The sequence below is a fragment of the Enterobacter chinensis genome (genome assembly GCF_034008295.1).
Taxonomy (GTDB): domain Bacteria; phylum Pseudomonadota; class Gammaproteobacteria; order Enterobacterales; family Enterobacteriaceae; genus Enterobacter; species Enterobacter chinensis.
On record NZ_JARDVI010000004.1, the window covers coordinates 289,044 to 307,566 of the forward strand.

Consider the following 18,523-nt stretch of genomic DNA (forward strand, 5'->3'; position numbering starts at 1 on the left):
ATTCTTGATACCGGACAATCTCATGTCAGTAAGTTCTTTTAACCGACGCTGGGCGGCGGTGATCCTTGAAGCCCTGACGCGCCATGGCGTCAGGCACGTGTGTATTGCACCCGGTTCTCGCTCAACGCCGCTAACGCTGGCGGCCGCCGAAAACCGGGCGTTGATTCACCACACCCATTTTGATGAACGCGGCCTGGGCCACCTGGCGCTGGGTCTGGCGAAAGTCAGCAAAGAACCTGTGGCGGTGATTGTCACCTCCGGTACCGCGGTGGCAAACCTCTATCCGGCGCTGATTGAAGCCGGGTTAACCGGTGAAAAGCTGATCCTGCTCACCGCCGATCGCCCCCCTGAGCTTATTGACTGCGGCGCCAATCAGGCTATTCGCCAGCCGGGACTCTTTTCTTCGCATCCTTCGCAGACGGTGTCGCTCCCTCGTCCCACCCAGGATATTCCGGCAAGCTGGCTGGTCTCCACTCTCGATCACGCCATGGAGACGTTGCGCGGCGGGGCGTTGCACATCAACTGCCCGTTTGCCGAGCCGCTGTACGGTGAGCTGGACGACACGGGTCTTGAATGGCAGCAGTCTCTGGGTGGCTGGTGGGAGAGCGAAAAACCGTGGCTGCGCGAGCAGACGCATCTTGAGAGCGCGAAACAGCGCGACTGGTTCTTCTGGCGGCAGAAGCGTGGCGTGGTCATCGCCGGGCGCATGAGCGCCGCTGAAGGCAAGCTGGTCGCGGAATGGGCGCAAACGCTCGGCTGGCCGCTGATTGGCGACGTGCTTTCCCAGACAGGTCAGCCGCTGCCGTGCGCCGACCTCTGGCTGGGTAATGCGAAAGCGGTCACCGAGCTGTCGCAGGCGCAAATTGTGGTTCAGCTCGGGTCGAGTTTGACCGGCAAACGGTTACTGCAGTGGCAGGCTACCTGCACGCCGGAAGAGTACTGGCTGGTGGACGTGCTGGAGGGGCGGCTCGACCCGGCGCACCATCGCGGTCGTCGGCTGGTCAGCAATATTGACGCCTGGCTGACGCTCCATCCGGCAGAAAAGCGCAAACCCTGGGCGGTTACCCTCCCGGACCTTTCGCGCCAGGCGTGGGAACTGACTAAAGCGCACTGTGACACGTTTAGCGAGGCCGGGCTGGCGCACCGTATTCGCCAGCTCCTGCCTGAGCAGGGGCAGCTGTTTGTTGGCAATAGTCTGGTCGTGCGCCTGATTGACGCCTTTTCGAAGCTGCCTGCCGGCTACCCGGTTTACAGCAACCGTGGTGCCAGCGGCATTGACGGACTGATCTCAACGGCGGCGGGCGTGCAGCGTGCCAGCGCGAAATCGACGCTGGCGATCGTGGGCGATCTCTCCGCGCTCTACGATCTCAACGCGCTGGCGCTGCTGCGTCAGGCGTCAGCCCCGTTCGTGCTGATTGTGGTTAACAACAACGGCGGACAGATTTTCTCTCTCTTGCCCACACCGCAGAGCGAGCGCGAGCGCTTCTATCTGATGCCGCAGAACGTGCAGTTCGAACATGCTGCGGCGATGTTTAGCCTGAAATACCATCGCCCGGAAAGCTGGGAACAGCTGGATGCCGCGCTACGTACCGCCTGGAAGCAGCCGGGTGCGACGCTGATTGAGCTGGTGGTGAACGATGCTGACGGCGCGCAGATGCTGCAAAACCTGCTGGCGCAGGTGAGCCAGCTGTGATCCTCGCGGGCGTGCAGCGGGCCGGCAAGCCAGGCTATCCCTGGCTGGTCTTTTTGCACGGCTTTTCCGGCGACTGCCGCGAGTGGCAGAGAGTCGGTGATAAACTCAGCGACTACCCCCGGCTGTATCTGGATCTGCCGGGTCACGGCGGCTCCCGTCGTTTTGGCGTAGCGGGGTTTGAGGAGATGAGCACATTACTCACCCGAACCTTACTTAGTTACAACATACTGAACTTCTGGCTCATCGGGTACTCCCTCGGCGGCCGCATTGCGATGTTCCATGCCTGCCAGCAGCCTGAGGGGCTGTTAGGCGTGATGGTGGAGGGCGGACATCCTGGCCTGCAGGATGCCGAAGCGCGTCTTACGCGGCTGGCCTCTGACCGCAGCTGGGCGAGACGTTTTCGCACTGAACCGCTGGGTAAGGTTTTCGCTGACTGGTATCAACAGCCCGTTTTTGCCTCCCTTACGGATGCTCAGCGAGACGCGCTGATTACCCTGCGCAGCCAAAATAACGGCGCGGCGCTGGCGATGATGCTAGAGGCAACATCGCTGGCCGTACAGCCCGATTTGCGGGCCGCGCTTAGGGCACGCCATTTCTCTTTTGATTATCTCTATGGCGAACGCGATGAGAAGTTTGCGGCCCTTGCCGCTGAGCTGAACGCCGTTCGCCATGCAATTCCCAACGCCGGACACAACGCCCACCGGGAAAATCCCGATGCGGTTACCGCGAGTCTGGCTCAGATACTGCGTCTTCGAATAAAGGACATTCTATGATCTACCCTGATGAAAACATGCTCTATGCACCGGTTGAATGGCAAGACTGCTCCGAAGGCTACACCGACATTCGCTACCACAAATCCACCGACGGCATTGCCAAAATCACCATTAACCGTCCGCAGGTGCGTAATGCCTTCCGTCCGCTGACTGTAAAAGAGATGATTCAGGCCCTGGCTGATGCGCGCTACGACGACAATATCGGCGTGATTGTCCTGACCGGCGAAGGCGATAAAGCGTTCTGCTCGGGTGGCGATCAGAAAGTGCGTGGTGACTACGGTGGATACCAGGACGATGCGGGTACGCACCACCTGAATGTGCTCGATTTCCAGCGTCAGATCCGTACCTGTCCAAAACCGGTAGTGGCGATGGTGGCAGGCTACTCCATCGGTGGCGGTCACGTGCTGCATATGATGTGCGACCTGACCATTGCCGCAGAGAACGCCATCTTCGGCCAGACGGGCCCGAAAGTAGGATCCTTCGACGGCGGCTGGGGTGCCTCCTACATGGCACGCATCGTCGGGCAGAAAAAAGCCCGTGAAATCTGGTTCCTGTGCCGTCAGTACAACGCTCAGGAAGCGCTGGATATGGGTCTGGTGAATACCGTGGTACCGATTGCCGATCTCGAAAAAGAGACCGTACGCTGGTGTCGCGAAATGCTGCAGAACAGCCCAATGGCGCTGCGCTGTCTGAAAGCGGCACTCAACGCCGACTGTGACGGTCAGGCGGGTCTGCAGGAGCTGGCGGGTAACGCCACCATGCTGTTCTACATGACCGAAGAGGGCCAGGAAGGGCGCAACGCGTTTAACGAAAAACGCCAGCCAGATTTCAGCAAATACAAACGGAATCCGTAATGCGTCGCGCGCAGGTTTACCGCTGGCAGATACCGATGGACGCGGGCGTGGTGCTGCGTGAACGGCGGTTAAAAACCCGTGACGGCTTCTTTGTGCATCTGCAGCAGGGCGAGCGGGAAGGCTGGGGCGAGATTTCGCCTCTGCCGGGCTTTAGCCTCGAGTCGCTGGAGGACGCGCAGGCTGCATTGCTGGCGTGGGCAGAAGCGTGGCGTGAGGGCGAGAATCCGGCGTTGCCGGACATTCCTTCCGCCGCCTTTGGTATCAGCTGCGCGCTGGCGGAGCTGGACGGCAGCCTGCCTGAAGAGGCTAACTACCGCGCGGCACCGCTCTGCACGGGGGATCCGGACGAACTCTTCGCGCAGCTCTCTGCCATGTCGGGAGAGAAGGTCGCGAAAATCAAAGTCGGCCTCTACGAAGCGGTACGTGACGGCATGGTTGCTAACCTGCTGCTGGAAGCGATCCCCGATCTTCATCTGCGTCTGGATGCTAACCGCGCCTGGACGCCGCTGAAGGCGCAGCAGTTTGCGAAATACGTCAATCCGGCGTACCGCAGCCGCATTGCCTTCCTGGAAGAGCCGTGTAAAACCCGCGATGACTCGCGCGCGTTTGCCCGCGAAACGGGGATTGCCATCGCCTGGGATGAAAGCCTGCGTGAAGCGGATTTTGCCTTCGTTGCCGAGCCCGGCGTCAGTGCGGTAGTGATTAAACCGACGCTGACCGGCAGTCTGGCGAAAGTGCGCGAACAGGTCGCGGCGGCGCACGCCGCAGGGCTGACGGCGGTGATCAGCTCGTCGATTGAATCCAGCCTGGGGCTAACCCAGCTGGCGCGTATTGCCGCCTGGTTAACGCCGGACACGGTTCCTGGCCTCGATACGCTGAACCTGATGCAGGCTCAGCTTATCCGCACGTGGCCGGACAGCACGCTGCCGTGCCTGGGTAACGAGGCTCTGGAGCCGTTGCGATGAGTTTTACCGACTGGCCCTGGCGGCACTGGTGTGCGCAGTTTGCCGATAAACCGGCCCTGAGGCTCAACGACGAGGCGCTCAGCTGGCAACAGCTGTGCGCGCGCGTCGACAGCCTTGCGGCGGGGTTTCACCAGCAGGGCGTGGAGGAGGGCGACGGCGTGCTGCTTCTCGCCCATAACCACCCGCAAACTTTGCTGGCGTGGTTGGCGCTGCTCCAGTGCGGGGCGCGTATCCTTCCCGTTAATCCGCAACTGCCGCGTCCGCTGCTGGACGTGTTACTTCCCCAGATGACGCTGCGCTTTGCGCTGGTGCTGGACGGTCTCTACAACGGTCTTCCTGCTTTGAGTATGCGCGCGAGCGCGGATGCATATCGCGTCGCGTGGCAACCTGCGCGACTGGCCTCCATGACGCTGACCTCCGGCTCTACCGGGCTGCCAAAAGCCGCGGTGCATACCTGCGAGGCCCATCTTGCCAGCGCGCGCGGCGTGCTGGCGCTGATGCCCTATGGTGAAGACGACGACTGGCTGCTTTCGCTGCCGCTGTTTCACGTTTCCGGTCAGGGCATTTTATGGCGCTGGCTGCAGGCTGGCGCGCGGCTAACCGTACGCGAGAAACAGCCGCTGATGCAGGCTTTGCATGGCTGCACGCACGCCTCGCTGGTACCGACCCAGCTCTGGCGTCTTTTGAATACCGAAAGCAATATTGCCCTGAAAGCCGTTTTGCTTGGCGGGGCGGCCATTCCGGTGGAGCTGACACAAAAAGCGCGAGAGCAGGGGATTTGCACCTTCTGCGGTTACGGCCTGACCGAGTTTGCCTCTACCGTCTGCGCGAAAGCGGCGGACGGCGAGCCGGACGTGGGCAGTGCGCTGCCGGGCAGAGAGGTGCAGGTCGTTAACGGTGAAGTCTGGATCAGGGCGCAAAGCATGGCCTCAGGCTACTGGCGCGACGGCGCGCTGATTCCGCTGACCAATGCGCAGGGATGGTTCGCCACGCGCGATCGCGGTGAATGGCATGACGGCCGCCTGACGATTTTGGGCCGCATGGATAATCTCTTTTTTAGCGGCGGAGAAGGGATCCAGCCGGAGAGCCTTGAGCGGGTTATCGCCCGCCATCCGCAGATCAACCAGGTGTTTATCGTTCCGCTGGACGACGCCGAGTTTGGGCAACGTCCGGTGGCGGTGGTGGAGTGTGAGCCGGGAACGGATATCAGCCGTTTACCTGACTGGGTCAGGGATAAGCTGGCGCGTTTTGAGCAACCCGTCCGCTGGCTGCTGCTGCCGACTGAACTCAAAAATGGCGGCATTAAAGTCTCGCGTCGCGCGCTGCAGCAGTGGGTGAACGCATCGCTGAAGGGATAATAGCCGTTTCAAATAGTTACAATCTACCGACCTGCCGCACGCAGAGTGCTTGATCCCCGGAAGAGTCAGGTTAAAATCTCGCGGTTTTGGGACTTCTTATAAAATGTGCGGGATCGCAACAATGAAAAAAGTGGCATTAATGGGCTTCGGCCTGATGGTTGTTTCTGCGGCGGCTAACGCTATTAGCATTAATGGTTCGGCGGGTCAGGATTACACCCACCTGGGCTTTGGCATGGGTACAGAGACCTCCGGTCTGGCGATGACCGGTGGCTGGACGCACAACGATGACGACGGCGACGCGGCAAGCCTCGGCCTGGGTCTTAACATTCCTCTTGGCCCGTTCCTGGCGACCGTCGGCGGTAAAGGTATCTATACCAACCCAAATGACGGTGACGAAGGGTACGCAGCGGCAGTGGGCGGCGGCCTGCAGTGGAAAATTGGCGACAGCTTTGGCCTGTTCGGTGAGTACTACTATTCGCCGGACTCCCTCTCAAGCGGTATCGAAAGCTATGAAGAGGCCAACGCCGGCGCGCGCTGGACCATCATGCGTCCGATTACCATCGAAGCTGGCTATCGTTATCTCAACCTGGCCGGCAAAGACGGCAACCGCGACAACGCGCTGGCCGACGGCCCGTACGTGGGCGTTAGCGCAGGCTTCTAATCACTCCGGCGCGGCATTCTGTCGCGCCAGTTTCTCTCTTCTCCACCCCGCGTTTGCGCTATAGTGTTTTGACCAAATAAGCGGGAGAACATAATGATTAACGTGGAGATGTTATCCACCGGCGACGAAGTGCTGCATGGACAAATTATTGATACCAATGCTGCCTGGCTTGCCGATCTTTTCTTTGAGCAAGGATTACCGTTAACGCGCCGCAATACGGTGGGCGACAATCTTGAGTCACTGGTCAGCGTTCTGCGCGAGCGCAGCGAACACTGTGACGTGCTGATTGTGAACGGTGGGCTCGGCCCCACCAGTGACGATCTCAGCGCCCTGGCCGCTGCGACTGCCAAAGGCGAAGGGCTGGTGCTGCACGAGGCGTGGCTTTCGCAGATGGAGCGCTTTTTCTCCGAACGTGGCCGCATCATGGCCCCCAGCAACCGCAAGCAGGCTGAAATCCCCGCCAGCGCGGAGCTGGTCGATAATCCGGTCGGTACCGCGTGCGGGTTTGCCATGCAGCTGAACCGCTGCCTGATGTTCTTCACGCCGGGCGTGCCCTCAGAATTTAAAGTGATGGTCGAGCAGCAGATCCTGCCGCGCCTTCGCGATCGTTTTACCCTGCCTGAACCCCCGCTTTGCCTGCGTCTGACCACCTTTGGCCGCTCTGAAAGCGATCTGGCCCAGAGCCTCGATCACCTCTCACTGCCGCCGGGTGTGTCCATGGGCTATCGCTCCTCCATGCCGATCATTGAACTCAAGCTTACAGGCCCGGCCGAGCAGAAAGAGGCGATGCTGGCCCTCTGGCCTGAGGTGCAGCGCGTGGCGGGCGAAAGCCTGATCTTTGAAGGCACGGAAGGGCTACCGGCACAGATTGCGAAGCATTTGCAGTCGCGTCAGCTGAGCGTGACCTTAAGCGAGCAGTTCACGGGTGGCCTGCTGGCGCTGCAGCTGTCGCGCGTCAACGCGCCGCTGCTGGCCAGCGAAGTGGTACCGTTCCAGCAGGAGACGCTGGCGCAGACTGCCCGCTGGGCCTCTGAAAGAAGGGTGAAGCATTTTGCCGGTCTGGCGCTGTTTGTCGGGGGGCTGGACGAGGAATACCTTAACTTTGCGCTGGCCACGCCGGAAGGCACCTGGGCGCTGCGGGTAAAAATGAGCATCACCCGCCACAGCCTGGCGGTGCGTCAGGAGGTTTGCGCCATGATGGCGTTGAACATGCTGCGCCGCTGGCTGAATGGCAAAGAGGTTGCCAGCGAGCACGGCTGGATCCAGGTTGTCGAGTCGCTGTTTATTGAGTAAAACCCGTGCCGGGGTCTTTCACCCCGGCACCGTTTAGCCCAGCGCCTTCGCCAGCAGGGTAATTGGATGTTCACAGCGCTTGCTGGTGGACATCTCAATCTGCCACTTGCAGGTTTCGCAGTCGGTCACCACGATATCTGCGCCGCTCTCTTCAATCTGGCGGAACAGCGGGGCGCCAATCGCCTGTGACGTTTCGTAGTTCTCACGCTTGAAGCCGTAGGTTCCTGCAATCCCGCAGCAGCGCGAATCCAGCACCGTCAGCTCAAGGCCAGGAATCAACCGCAGCAGTTCAAGCGTATAGATCGACCAGCCCATTTTTTCCATATGACACGGCGTGTGGTACACCACTTTCAGGGGAAGTTTCCCCAGCGGCAACGTTTGCCCGCTATCCAGTTTGCGCCACAGGAAACGCGTCGCCAGCTCGATGTGCTCGCGCAGGCCGGTATTATCCACGTCCAGCAGATGCGGGTACTCGTCGCGCAGGGTAAAGGTGCAGGTGGACGAGGTCGCCAGCACCGGAATACCCTTGTCGACAATGGCTTCCCGCAGCGACGTGACGTTGCTTTTTGCCTGCCTGCGCGCTTTATCGGTAAACCCGTTGGCAATCAGCGGTACGCCGCAGCACTTCTCTTTATTCAGTAGCTGAACGCCTGTTCCCATGGCGTTGAGCACCTTCAGCAGATCTTTGCCCAGCTGCGGGTGGTTGTAGTTCACATAGCAGCCGTGGAAAAAGGCTACCTGATCGGCAAACTGTGCCTGCTCTGCCGCGACGGACTTGTACCAGCGGCGGAAGGTGCCGTGAGAATATTTGGGCAGGCTGCGGTGATGGTCTATTTTCAGCGTGGCATCCAGCAGCTGGCGCACCGGTTTGAGAGAGGTCGCGGCATTCACCAGCGGGGCAAACGGCGTCGACAGGCTGCCCATCAGATCGGTGTGGCTCAGTATCGCGTCGCGCAGCGTCGGCTTTTGCGTGCTGTAGCGTGCCCGGGCGCGCTGGATGATATCGCCAATGTTGACATCAGACGGACAGGCCACCTCGCAGCGTTTACAGTTGATGCAGTATTTCAGCGCCTCGTCGTACAGCTTGCCGTCCTTCAGGCGCAGACGCTCGCCGTCCGGCCCGGCCTGTTTCGGGCCTGGATAGCGTGGATTGACGCCGCTGACCGGGCAGACGGTGGTACACACCGTGCATTTAATGCAGCTTTCAAAACGGGTATCGTTCATTGTTCAGCCTCCGTGCGCTGGCTAATCTGTTCTGCCACATACAGCGCCGTGACGGCGCAGACGCCGCCCCCGCATCCCTGGGAGATCGGGTCGTATCCGCCCAGCAGCGAGCCGATGGCAAAGAGATTGCTGACGGGCTTACCGGAAAGCTGCGGGTGTAGCTGGTTATCGACAATCACGCCGAACTGTTGCCAGGGCTGCGGCGAGAAGAAATCGCTCTGATACCAGTCCGCGCGGGAGGCGCTTTGCCGGACATCCAGCCCCATAATGGCTTCCCGAATGCCCTCCCGGCTGCTCAGCAGTCCATTACTGAAGAAACTGCCGCTTGCCAGCACCGTATAGCGTGCGCGAAGTGGAATATCATCGTGGTTGCGCGTCCATACTTCGCTTACCGCTCCGTCCGTCAGGGTGATTTTTTTCACCTCGTCACCCGCCATCCACACGCCGCCCTGCGCAACAAACTGGCGCTGCAGCTGGGTATGCAGTCGAATACCCGGTACGGAAGGCGGCAGCGTTGGCAGCAGGCCGAGCGAGCAGGGCAGACGATCCGAGAGCCAGCGCCAGAGCCGGTTGTCGCGTAAGCCAAAGCAGGCGGGCATCAACAGCGCGTCGCAGGTTTCGCCGAGCGGCCTGAGCGCGTCATACAGCAGCGGCCATTTGTCCTCGTTATCAAGGAAGCGGGCGATATTCACCGCGCGAAACTCGCTCGGGTTGTCGCGCAGGACATCAAGCTCGGGCAGCTCTATCTCTGCCGTTTCGGCATTAACGCCCTGGCGACAAAGTGACGCCGCCGCGAGATGGGGCTGAAAATCAAGAAAACCGCTAATACCCACTACCCGCACGCGCGCGGCACTGAACGGGGCAACGGGCACCTCCTCCGGGCTGAGCCAGGCGGAACGCAGGGTACCGAGCGGCGTGACGCGCTGATGATTCTGCCGGGCGCTCCCCTTCAGACGTGCGCCGCAGTCCGCCAGTAGCGCTTCGGTTTCGAGGGCAAAGCGGTCAATATGCTGCGCGCCGATCAGGTGATACGGGTGCTCCGGCGGCAGTTTATCGCGGTATGTATCGTCCACCAGATCCAGCGAGCCCGACGAGAAGTGCAGGGCGCTCTGACCCCGGGTGATAATGGCGCAGCGCAGCCCCTGCTTTGTGAGTTTGATTCCACAAAGCAGGCCTGCCAGCCCGCCGCCGACAATCACGGTATCAAATTTCATCGTGTTGCTCCTTCTCAAGACCGCAAAGTCCCTGGTAGACCCAGCGGGTAAACTCGCTTTCACGCAGGGCATCACCCCAGGCAACAGGCTGAATGCCTTTCCAGCGCTCGTTTAAAAACGCGCTGAGCTGATCGAGCGACTGGGTGGCGGTGGTAGTATGAAAACGTTGCAGCAGCCCGGCGGCACGACAGGCGCACAGCTCGCCCTGGCAGGTCCCCATTCCGACGCGGGTGCGGCGGCGGAGATCGAGCAGGCTATTGACCGTCAGATTCTCCACCGCGTATTGCACTTCACCGGCGGTCACGGCTTCGCATTCGCATACCAGGCTGCGGCTCAGCCGGCCTTCACCCAGCCAGACCGGCGTCCTGTCGCCATGGCGATAGATGGCCGACCCGCGCAGAGGGGCGGGCAGAGAGATAATTTTTTGTAGCGTCTTCTCGGTGGACTGCCGCGATCCGGGCAGGGGTTGCTCCGCCGTTACGCACGGTTCGGTATTGCCCAGCTTGCGGCAGACGGCATCCGTTGCCCACTCCGCCATCAGGCGATAGGTCATCAGCTTGCCGCCGGTGATGGTGATAAACCCGTCCAGGCCGTCACGCGCAGCATGGTCGAGCAGCACAATGCCGCGGCTGACGTTACGCCCGCTCGGGTCGTTATCGCTGGCGACCAGCGGACGCACGCCCGCATAGGCGCGAAGGATCCGGGTCTGCGACATCACCGGAGCCAGTTTTTCCCCTTCGCGCAGCAGGATATCCACCTCTTCGGCGGTCACGCGGTTGTAATCAATCTCGCTGTAGTCCACGTGCGTTGAGGTCGTACCGATTAACGAAATGGTATCGCCGGGGACGAGGATATCGGCATCAGACGGTTTTCGGCAGCGGTTGATCACATGGTTATTAATGCGGTGGTCTAGGATCAGCAGGGAGCCTTTCGCCGGGAACATGCGAACCGACAGGTCGGCGTATTCCGCAATGCGCTGCCCCCAGATCCCCGCGGCATTGACGACGACGGAGGCGAACAGCTCGCTGTGCTCGTGGTATTGCGTGTCAAATACCCGTACGCCGCAAATGCGATGGCCTTCGCGGATAAGCCCGGTCACTTCGTGCCCGGTCAGAATGCGCGCGCCATGCTCGCGGGCGTCCAGCATATTTGCGGCGGTCAGGCGGAAAGGGTCAACGGTGCCGTCAGGCACTTTTACCGCGCCCGTCAGGGCCGGGTTGACAGAGGGCTCAATGCGACGCGCGAGGGCCGGGTCGATGGCCTCGGCCGGAATCCCCGCCGCACGGCAGGCGCTAATAAAGGTTGACTGAAAGGCAAGATCGTCTTCGGGAAGCGTAATAAACAGACCGTCGGTCGGTTCAATGCAGTGGCGGGCAATACGCCGAAGGATCTGATTTTCGGCGATACATTCGCGCGCGGATTCGCCATCCGTCACGGCGTAGCGGGCACCGCTGTGAAGCAGTCCATGATTGCGGCCGGTAGCGCCTGTCGCGATGTCATGGCGCTCCAGAAGCGTGACGCTTAATCCCCGCAGGGCGCAATCGCGTGCGATCCCGGCGCCGGTTGCGCCACCGCCAATGATAATCACATCGCTATAGCGTGGATCGTGAATTGTCATTGTCATCCCTCTGTGTTCGTTTTTTATCATTTAGCCACATGAAAACTATGGTTTGTTTGATTTCGAACACAAACGAGCGAAATTCGAAAGTGAAACGTGATTTCATGCGCTTTTTTGCGCATTCTGTCATATTTCTGTAACAATCTGTGCGTTGATTCACAGTAACAATCACCGTGATTTCTTAACATCCCCGCCTCTGGAATTCAGGTGCGAGCCACCTGCTCATTCAATTCAAGGCCACGGAGGCTGTCATGCTCAGTATCTTCAAACCTGCGCCGCATCGGGCGCGTCTGCCAGAGGCAGAAATTGATCCGCTATACCGCCGCCTGCGTTGGCAAATTTTCCTGGGGATCTTCTTCGGGTACGCGGCGTACTACCTTGTTCGTAAAAACTTTGCGCTCGCTATGCCGTATCTGGTGGAGCAGGGCTTTTCGCGTGGCGATCTGGGGTTCGCGCTGTCGGGTATTTCCATCGCCTACGGTTTTTCAAAATTCATTATGGGTTCAGTGTCCGATCGCTCGAATCCACGCGTGTTCCTGCCGGCCGGTCTGATCCTGGCGGCAGCGGTTATGCTGTTTATGGGCTTTGTGCCGTGGGCAACCTCCAGCATTGCCGTCATGTTCGTGCTGCTGTTCCTTTGCGGCTGGTTCCAGGGAATGGGGTGGCCACCGTGCGGACGCACCATGGTGCACTGGTGGTCGCAAAAAGAGCGTGGCGGTATCGTGTCGGTGTGGAACTGCGCGCATAACGTGGGCGGCGGTATTCCGCCTCTGCTGTTCCTGCTGGGGATGGCCTGGTTCAACGACTGGCACGCGGCGCTGTATATGCCTGCCTTTGGCGCAATCGTGGTGGCGATTATTGCTTTTGCGCTGATGCGCGACACGCCACAGTCCTGCGGTCTGCCGCCGATCGAAGAGTACAAAAACGACTATCCGGATGATTACAGCAAGGAGCATGAAGAAGAGCTGACCGCAAAACAGATCTTCATGAAGTACGTCCTGCCGAACAAGCTGCTGTGGTACATCGCGGTGGCGAACGTGTTCGTTTACCTGCTGCGCTACGGCATTCTGGACTGGTCACCGACTTACCTGAAAGAGGTGAAGCACTTCGCGCTGGATAAATCGTCCTGGGCCTACTTCCTGTATGAATATGCGGGGATCCCGGGCACGCTGCTTTGCGGCTGGATGTCGGACAAAGTGTTCAGGGGTAACCGCGGTGCGACGGGAGTGTTCTTTATGACCCTGGTCACCATCGCGACCGTCGTTTACTGGCTCAACCCGCCGGGCAACCCATCAGTAGACATGGCCTGTATGATCGTCATCGGCTTCCTGATTTATGGTCCGGTTATGCTGATCGGTCTGCACGCGCTGGAACTGGCACCGAAGAAAGCAGCAGGCACGGCGGCAGGCTTTACCGGTCTGTTTGGCTACCTGGGTGGGTCGGTCGCGGCGAGCGCCATCGTGGGCTATACCGTTGACTTCTTCGGCTGGGACGGTGGCTTTATGGTGATGATCGGCGGTAGCGTGCTGGCGGTACTGCTGTTGATTGTCGTGATGTTCGGCGAAAAACGTCACCATGCGGAAGTGCTGGCGCGTCGTCAATAAGGAGCATTACCATGAAATTATCTTACTTAACAACCGGCCTGCTGCTGGCGGGCCTGATGACAGGTTCTGCACTGGCGGCAGATAAAATCGTTATTGCCCACCGTGGTGCGAGCGGCTATCTGCCCGAGCATACGCTGCCGGCAAAAGCGATGGCCTATGCGCAGGGCGCGGATTACCTCGAGCAGGATCTGGTGATGACGAAGGACGACCAGTTGGTCGTTCTGCACGATCACTATCTTGACCGCGTGACGGACGTGGCGGACCGTTTCCCAAACCGCGCCCGCAAAGATGGTCGTTTCTACGCCATTGATTTTACCCTGGCGGAGATCCGCTCCCTGAAGTTTACCGAAGGCTTCGAGATTGAAAACGGCAAGAAGGTGCAGGTCTATCCGGGACGTTTCCCGATGGGCAAATCTGACTTCAGGATCCATACCTTCCAGGAAGAGATTGAGTTTGTTCAGGGGCTGAACCACTCAACCGGTAAAAACATTGGTATCTACCCGGAAATCAAAGCGCCGTGGTTCCACCATCAGGAAGGGAAAGACATTGCGGCGAAAACGCTGGACGTGCTGAAGCAGTACGGCTACACCAGCAAGAAGGACAAGGTTTATCTGCAGTGTTTTGACGCCGCTGAGCTGAAGCGCATCAAAACCGAGCTGGAGCCGAAGAGGGGGATGAACCTCAATCTGGTGCAGCTGATTGCCTATACCGACTGGAATGAAACCCAGGAGAAGCAGCCGGACGGCAAGTGGGTGAACTACAGCTACGACTGGATGTTTAAGCCGGGTGCGATGAAGCAGATTGCGCAGTACGCCGACGGCATCGGGCCGGATTACCACATGCTGGTGGCGGAGGGTTCCACGCCGGGCCACGTGAAGCTGACGGCGATGGTGCAAGAGGCACATGCATGCAAGATGCAGGTCCATCCGTACACGGTGCGTGCAGACCAGCTGCCGCCGTATGCCGCGGACGTGAATCAGCTTTATGAGGTGTTGTACAACCAGGCGGACGTGGACGGACTGTTTACGGATTTCCCGGATAAAGCGGTGAGCTTTTTGAAGGATAAACGCTGAAATTGCCGGGTGGCGGCTGCGCCTTACCCGGCCTACGAACTGCGGTTTTGTAGGTCGGGTAAGCGAAGCGCCACCCGACGCAATCACATCTCGATCTCGATATCGCCTTTTGCCCTGCAGCAGCAGGGCAAAATTTCCCCTTCGTTGATAAAGGCCAGCGGTTCGGTCAACCAGTCCACCTGGCCTGCGACCAGGCGGCAGCGGCAGGAGCCGCAATAGCCTTCACGACACTGGTACTCTACCTCCACCTGATGCGCTTCAAGCGCCACCAGCAGGGAAGGGTGCTCTTCCTGGCACAATACTTCGGTACCCGAAAGGCTCAGCGTTACGCGGGTCATCAGAGCTGGAAGTCGCTCAGGTCGTCAGTGTTGACTTCAGAATCAATCTGACCGACCAGGTACGAACTCACTTCCACTTCCTGTGGCGCCACCTGCACGTTATCGGACACCAGCCAGGTGTTGATCCACGGGATAGGGTTAGAGCGCGTCTGGAACGGCAGCTCGAGGCCAACAGCCTGCATGCGGATGTTGGTGATGTACTCAACGTACTGGCACAGAATGTCTTTGTTCAGGCCAATCATGGAGCCGTCGCGGAACAGATAATCTGCCCACTCTTTCTCCTGCTGAGCGGCCAGCACGAACAGGTCATAGCACTCCTGTTTGCATTCTTCGGCGATTTCCGCCATTTCCGGGTCGTCCGCGCCGCTGCGCAGCAGGTTCAGCATGTGCTGGGTGCCGGTCAGGTGCAGGGCTTCATCGCGGGCAATCAGACGGATGATTTTAGCATTGCCTTCCATCAGCTTGCGCTCGGCGAAGGCGAAGGAGCAGGCAAAGCTGACGTAGAAGCGGATCGCTTCCAGCGCGTTGACGCTCATCAGGCACAGGTACAGCTGCTTTTTCAGCGCGCGCAGGTTCACGGTGATGGTTTTGCCGCTCACGTTGTGCGTACCTTCACCCAGCAGATGCCAGTAGCTGGTCATCTCGATCAGCTCGTCGTAATAGTGCGCAATACCTTCAGCACGCTTCTGGATCTGCTCGTTGGTGACGATATCGTCAAACACCACCGCCGGATCGTTCACGATATTGCGGATGATATGGGTGTAAGAACGGGAGTGGATCGTCTCCGAGAACGCCCATGTTTCCACCCAGGTTTCCAGCTCAGGAATCGAAATCAGCGGCAACAGCGCCACGTTCGGGCTACGGCCCTGAATGGAGTCCAGCAGCGTCTGGTACTTCAGGTTGCTGAGGAAGATATGCTTTTCGTGATCCGGCAGCGCCTGAAAATCGATGCGATCGCGGGATACGTCCACTTCTTCCGGGCGCCAGAAGAAGGAGAGTTGCTTTTCAATCAGCTTTTCGAAGATGTCATATTTTTGCTGATCGTAGCGTGCCACGTTGACCGGCTGGCCGAAGAACATCGGCTCTTTGAGCTGGTCGTTTTTCGTCTGTGAAAAGGTGGTATATGCCATTGAGGTGAGTCCTGTTGAGATTTTATTGCCCGGCGGCACTGTGTTTGCCGGGCCTACAAAACCGTAGGCCGGGTAAGCGTAGCGCCACCCGGCGAAGTGCTTAGATCTTACATGCGCCGCTTTCGCAGCCATCGTCCTGAATTGACGGTACCATGTCGTCCTGGGCGTCTTCCGCACCATCACGGGTGTTGTGATAGTACAGGGTTTTCACGCCAAATTTATACGCGGTCAGCAGGTCTTTCAGCAACTGCTGCATTGGAACCTTGCCGGACGGGAAGCGCGTCGGGTCGTAGTTGGTATTGGCAGAGATCGACTGGTCGATAAACTTCTGCATGATACCCACCAGCTGCAGGTAACCGTCGTTGTTAGGCATTTCCCACAGCAGCTCGTAGTTGTTGCCCAGCGTTTCGTAATCTGGCACCACCTGACGCAGCACGCCGTCTTTCGATGCTTTAATGCTGACGTGACCGCGCGGTGGCTCAATACCGTTGGTGGCGTTAGAGATCTGCGAAGAGGTCTCGGACGGCATCAGGGCAGAGAGCGTGGAGTTACGCAGGCCGTGAGTCTTAATGGACTCGCGCAGCCCTTCCCAGTCGAGGTGCAGCGGCTCGTTGACAATCGCATCCAGGTCTTTCTTGTAGGTGTCGATTGGCAGAATACCTTTCGCGTAGGTGGTTTCGTTGAACCACGGGCACGCGCCTTGCTCTTTCGCCAGCTCGTTGGAGGCTTTCATCAGGTAGTACTGAATGGCTTCGAACGTCTGGTGAGTCAGGTTGTTGGCGCTGCCGTCAGAGTAACGCTTGCCGTTTTTCGCCAGCCAGTAAGCGAAGTTGATCACGCCGATACCCAGGGTACGGCGGCCCATCGCACCGCGTTTGGCTGCCGGGATTGGGTAATCCTGGTAATCCAGCAGGGCGTCGAGGGCACGTACGGCCAGCACGGCCAGCTCTTCCAGCTCGTCCAGGCTCTTAATCGCACCCAGGTTGAACGCGGACAGCGTACACAGCGCGATTTCACCGTTTTCGTCGTTCACGTCTTCCAGCGGTTTGGTCGGCAGGGCGATCTCCAGGCACAGGTTAGACTGGCGCACTGGCGCAACAACCGGGTCAAACGGGCTGTGGGTGTTGCAGTGGTCAACGTTCTGGATGTAGATACGACCGGTAGAGGCACGTTCCTGCATCATCAGGGAGAACAGGTCTACCGCTTTCACGCGCTGTTTGCGGATGCTGTCGTCTTTTTCGTATTTGGTGTACAGACGTTCGAACTCGTCCTGATCGGCGAAGAACGCGTCATACAGGCCCGGGACGTCGGACGGGCTGAACAGGGTGATGTCTTCACCTTTTAGCAGACGGGTGTACATCAGTTTGTTGATCTGCACGCCGTAGTCCATGTGACGCACGCGGTTACCTTCGACGCCGCGGTTGTTTTTCAGGACCAGCAGGCTTTCCACTTCCAGGTGCCACATTGGGTAGAACAGGGTTGCTGCACCACCGCGCACGCCGCCCTGAGAGCAGGATTTTACTGCCGTCTGGAAATGCTTATAGAACGGGATACAGCCGGTGTGGAACGCTTCACCGCCGCGAATCGGGCTGCCCAGCGCACGGATACGACCGGCGTTGATACCGATACCGGCACGCTGGGAAACGTATTTCACAATGGCGCTGGAGGTGGCGTTGATGGAATCCAGGCTGTCACCACACTCGATCAGTACGCAGGAGCTGAACTGACGTGTTGGGGTGCGCACGCCAGACATGATTGGCGTAGGCAGAGAAATCTTGAACGTCGATACCGCATCGTAGAAACGCTTCACGTATTCCAGACGGGTGTCGCGCGGATAGTTAGAGAACAGGCAGGCAGCCACCAGAATATAGAGGAACTGGGCGCTTTCGTAGATCTCACCGGTTACGCGGTTCTGAACCAGGTATTTGCCTTCGAGCTGCTTCACCGCCGCATAGGAGAAGTTCATGTCGCGCCAGTGATCGATAAACCCGTTCATCTGCTCGAACTCTTCTTCCGTATAGTCTTCCAGCAGATGCGTGTCGTATTTGCCCAGCTCGACCATTTTCACCACGTGATCGTACAGCTTAGGCGGCTCAAACTGGCCGTAGGCTTTTTTACGCAGGTGGAAAATCGCCAGACGTGCAGCGAGGTACTGATAATCCGGTGCTTCGCGGGAGATGAGGTCCGCCGCCGCTTTAATGATCGTTTCGTGAATATCAGACGTTTTGATGCCGTCGTAGAACTGGATGTGGGAACGCAGTTCAACCTGGGAGATAGATACGTTGTTCAGTCCTTCTGCTGCCCAGTCGAGAACTCGATGGATTTTGTCCAGATTGATACGCTCGGTGGTACCGTCGCGCTTTGTCACCAGCAGACTCTGATTCATGTGGGGTTTACCTGTCCGTGAAATAAAAAAATATCCCCCGCTTATCCACAGATCCGTCTTGTGACTAACTCTGTGGATAAATACTACATATAGGGGGTTTGCGATAAGAAAAACGCTATATGGTGAGTATTCTAGTATCGAATCTTTTCAGCACAAGGGTTGATTTTGACGTTAAATTGAGGTTGTGAAAGGGTAAAAAAGGCTAAGTCCTCGTACCGTAAGGCCTGGAAGACATGTCAATAATTAAGAAAAAAAATTCAAAATTTGATCGAGTGCTGATTTCTTCAACGGGAGGTCAGAATTGCGCAACATGATGTCGCGCAATCTTTATAAGAATAA

At 58.6% G+C, this 18,523-nt stretch carries 15 protein-coding genes; 9 read left to right on the plus strand and 6 right to left on the minus strand.

What is annotated here, in order from left to right:
- Positions 1-22: 22 nt before the first annotated feature.
- The 7 genes from menD to PYW49_RS14135 all read left to right on the plus strand — a co-directional run bounded on the left by menD (position 23) and on the right by PYW49_RS14135 (position 7,597).
- The gene (gene menD / locus PYW49_RS14105; protein ID WP_134347786.1) at positions 23-1,693 is read left to right on the plus strand and encodes a 2-succinyl-5-enolpyruvyl-6-hydroxy-3-cyclohexene-1-carboxylic-acid synthase; all 1,671 of its coding nucleotides are present in this window, start codon (positions 23-25) and stop codon (positions 1,691-1,693) included.
- Positions 1,690-2,466 (plus strand): 2-succinyl-6-hydroxy-2,4-cyclohexadiene-1-carboxylate synthase, encoded by a 777-nt coding sequence (gene menH, locus PYW49_RS14110; protein WP_134347787.1) that lies wholly within the window; start codon positions 1,690-1,692, stop codon positions 2,464-2,466. Before menD ends, menH begins: the two co-directional genes overlap by 4 nt.
- Entirely contained in the window at positions 2,463-3,320 is an 858-nt protein-coding gene (gene menB, locus PYW49_RS14115; protein WP_023312524.1) for a 1,4-dihydroxy-2-naphthoyl-CoA synthase, read from the plus strand. Before menH ends, menB begins: the two co-directional genes overlap by 4 nt.
- Positions 3,320-4,285 (plus strand): o-succinylbenzoate synthase, encoded by a 966-nt coding sequence (gene menC / locus PYW49_RS14120; protein ID WP_320386747.1) that lies wholly within the window; start codon positions 3,320-3,322, stop codon positions 4,283-4,285. Before menB ends, menC begins: the two co-directional genes overlap by 1 nt.
- On the plus strand, positions 4,282-5,643 hold the full coding sequence (gene menE / locus PYW49_RS14125) for an o-succinylbenzoate--CoA ligase (RefSeq protein ID WP_134347789.1): 1,362 nt from the start codon (positions 4,282-4,284) through the stop codon (positions 5,641-5,643). Before menC ends, menE begins: the two co-directional genes overlap by 4 nt.
- 121 nt (positions 5,644-5,764) lie before the next feature.
- On the plus strand, positions 5,765-6,304 hold the full coding sequence (locus PYW49_RS14130) for a YfaZ family outer membrane protein (protein ID WP_134347790.1): 540 nt from the start codon (positions 5,765-5,767) through the stop codon (positions 6,302-6,304).
- A 93-nt stretch (positions 6,305-6,397) separates the two neighbouring features.
- Positions 6,398-7,597, plus strand: a complete 1,200-nt coding sequence (locus tag PYW49_RS14135; protein ID WP_134347791.1) for a nicotinamide mononucleotide deamidase-related protein YfaY — start codon at positions 6,398-6,400, stop codon at positions 7,595-7,597.
- Between the two features lie 33 nt (positions 7,598-7,630).
- Here PYW49_RS14135 and glpC read toward each other — a convergent pair whose 3' ends face one another.
- Genes glpC through glpA form a run of 3 tightly spaced genes read right to left on the minus strand, consistent with a single transcriptional unit; the run spans position 7,631 to position 11,653 of the window.
- The gene (gene glpC, locus PYW49_RS14140) at positions 7,631-8,821 is read right to left on the minus strand and encodes an anaerobic glycerol-3-phosphate dehydrogenase subunit GlpC (protein WP_320386749.1); all 1,191 of its coding nucleotides are present in this window, start codon (positions 8,819-8,821) and stop codon (positions 7,631-7,633) included.
- Entirely contained in the window at positions 8,818-10,035 is a 1,218-nt protein-coding gene (gene glpB / locus PYW49_RS14145; protein ID WP_320386750.1) for a glycerol-3-phosphate dehydrogenase subunit GlpB, read from the minus strand. Before glpB ends, glpC begins: the two co-directional genes overlap by 4 nt.
- The gene (gene glpA / locus PYW49_RS14150) at positions 10,025-11,653 is read right to left on the minus strand and encodes an anaerobic glycerol-3-phosphate dehydrogenase subunit A (RefSeq protein ID WP_320386751.1); all 1,629 of its coding nucleotides are present in this window, start codon (positions 11,651-11,653) and stop codon (positions 10,025-10,027) included. Before glpA ends, glpB begins: the two co-directional genes overlap by 11 nt.
- A 251-nt stretch (positions 11,654-11,904) precedes the next feature.
- On the opposite strand from glpA, the gene glpT reads away from it, so the two are divergent.
- Positions 11,905-13,257, plus strand: a complete 1,353-nt coding sequence (glpT, locus tag PYW49_RS14155; RefSeq protein WP_320386753.1) for a glycerol-3-phosphate transporter — start codon at positions 11,905-11,907, stop codon at positions 13,255-13,257.
- 11 nt (positions 13,258-13,268) lie between these two features.
- The gene (glpQ, locus tag PYW49_RS14160; protein ID WP_320386754.1) at positions 13,269-14,330 is read left to right on the plus strand and encodes a glycerophosphodiester phosphodiesterase; all 1,062 of its coding nucleotides are present in this window, start codon (positions 13,269-13,271) and stop codon (positions 14,328-14,330) included.
- An 83-nt stretch (positions 14,331-14,413) separates the two neighbouring features.
- On the opposite strand, the gene yfaE is transcribed toward glpQ, so the two are convergent.
- The 3 genes from yfaE to nrdA form a co-directional block, all read right to left on the minus strand.
- Positions 14,414-14,668 carry a class I ribonucleotide reductase maintenance protein YfaE gene (gene yfaE / locus PYW49_RS14165; protein ID WP_025757202.1) on the minus strand — a complete coding sequence of 85 codons (255 nt, stop codon included), beginning with the start codon at positions 14,666-14,668 and terminating at the stop codon, positions 14,414-14,416.
- Positions 14,668-15,798, minus strand: coding sequence for a class Ia ribonucleoside-diphosphate reductase subunit beta (gene nrdB, locus PYW49_RS14170; protein ID WP_320386755.1), 1,131 nt, complete (start codon positions 15,796-15,798; stop codon positions 14,668-14,670). Before nrdB ends, yfaE begins: the two co-directional genes overlap by 1 nt.
- 100 nt (positions 15,799-15,898) lie before the next feature.
- Positions 15,899-18,184 (minus strand): class 1a ribonucleoside-diphosphate reductase subunit alpha, encoded by a 2,286-nt coding sequence (nrdA, locus tag PYW49_RS14175; protein ID WP_063143748.1) that lies wholly within the window; start codon positions 18,182-18,184, stop codon positions 15,899-15,901.
- Between the last annotated feature and the right edge of the window lie 339 nt (positions 18,185-18,523).

Coding starts and splice junctions, on each gene's coding strand:
- PYW49_RS14135 (WP_134347791.1), top strand. CDS start 6,398: ATGATTAACGTGGAGATGTTATCCACCGGCGACGAAGTGCTGCATGGA.
- glpQ (WP_320386754.1), top strand. CDS start 13,269: ATGAAATTATCTTACTTAACAACCGGCCTGCTGCTGGCGGGCCTGATG.
- yfaE (WP_025757202.1), bottom strand. CDS start 14,668: ATGACCCGCGTAACGCTGAGCCTTTCGGGTACCGAAGTATTGTGCCAG.
- menD (WP_134347786.1), top strand. CDS start 23: ATGTCAGTAAGTTCTTTTAACCGACGCTGGGCGGCGGTGATCCTTGAA.
- PYW49_RS14130 (WP_134347790.1), top strand. CDS start 5,765: ATGAAAAAAGTGGCATTAATGGGCTTCGGCCTGATGGTTGTTTCTGCG.
- glpC (WP_320386749.1), bottom strand. CDS start 8,821: ATGAACGATACCCGTTTTGAAAGCTGCATTAAATGCACGGTGTGTACC.
- menB (WP_023312524.1), top strand. CDS start 2,463: ATGATCTACCCTGATGAAAACATGCTCTATGCACCGGTTGAATGGCAA.
- glpT (WP_320386753.1), top strand. CDS start 11,905: ATGCTCAGTATCTTCAAACCTGCGCCGCATCGGGCGCGTCTGCCAGAG.
- glpA (WP_320386751.1), bottom strand. CDS start 11,653: ATGACAATTCACGATCCACGCTATAGCGATGTGATTATCATTGGCGGT.
- glpB (WP_320386750.1), bottom strand. CDS start 10,035: ATGAAATTTGATACCGTGATTGTCGGCGGCGGGCTGGCAGGCCTGCTT.
- nrdA (WP_063143748.1), bottom strand. CDS start 18,184: ATGAATCAGAGTCTGCTGGTGACAAAGCGCGACGGTACCACCGAGCGT.
- menC (WP_320386747.1), top strand. CDS start 3,320: ATGCGTCGCGCGCAGGTTTACCGCTGGCAGATACCGATGGACGCGGGC.
- nrdB (WP_320386755.1), bottom strand. CDS start 15,798: ATGGCATATACCACCTTTTCACAGACGAAAAACGACCAGCTCAAAGAG.
- menE (WP_134347789.1), top strand. CDS start 4,282: ATGAGTTTTACCGACTGGCCCTGGCGGCACTGGTGTGCGCAGTTTGCC.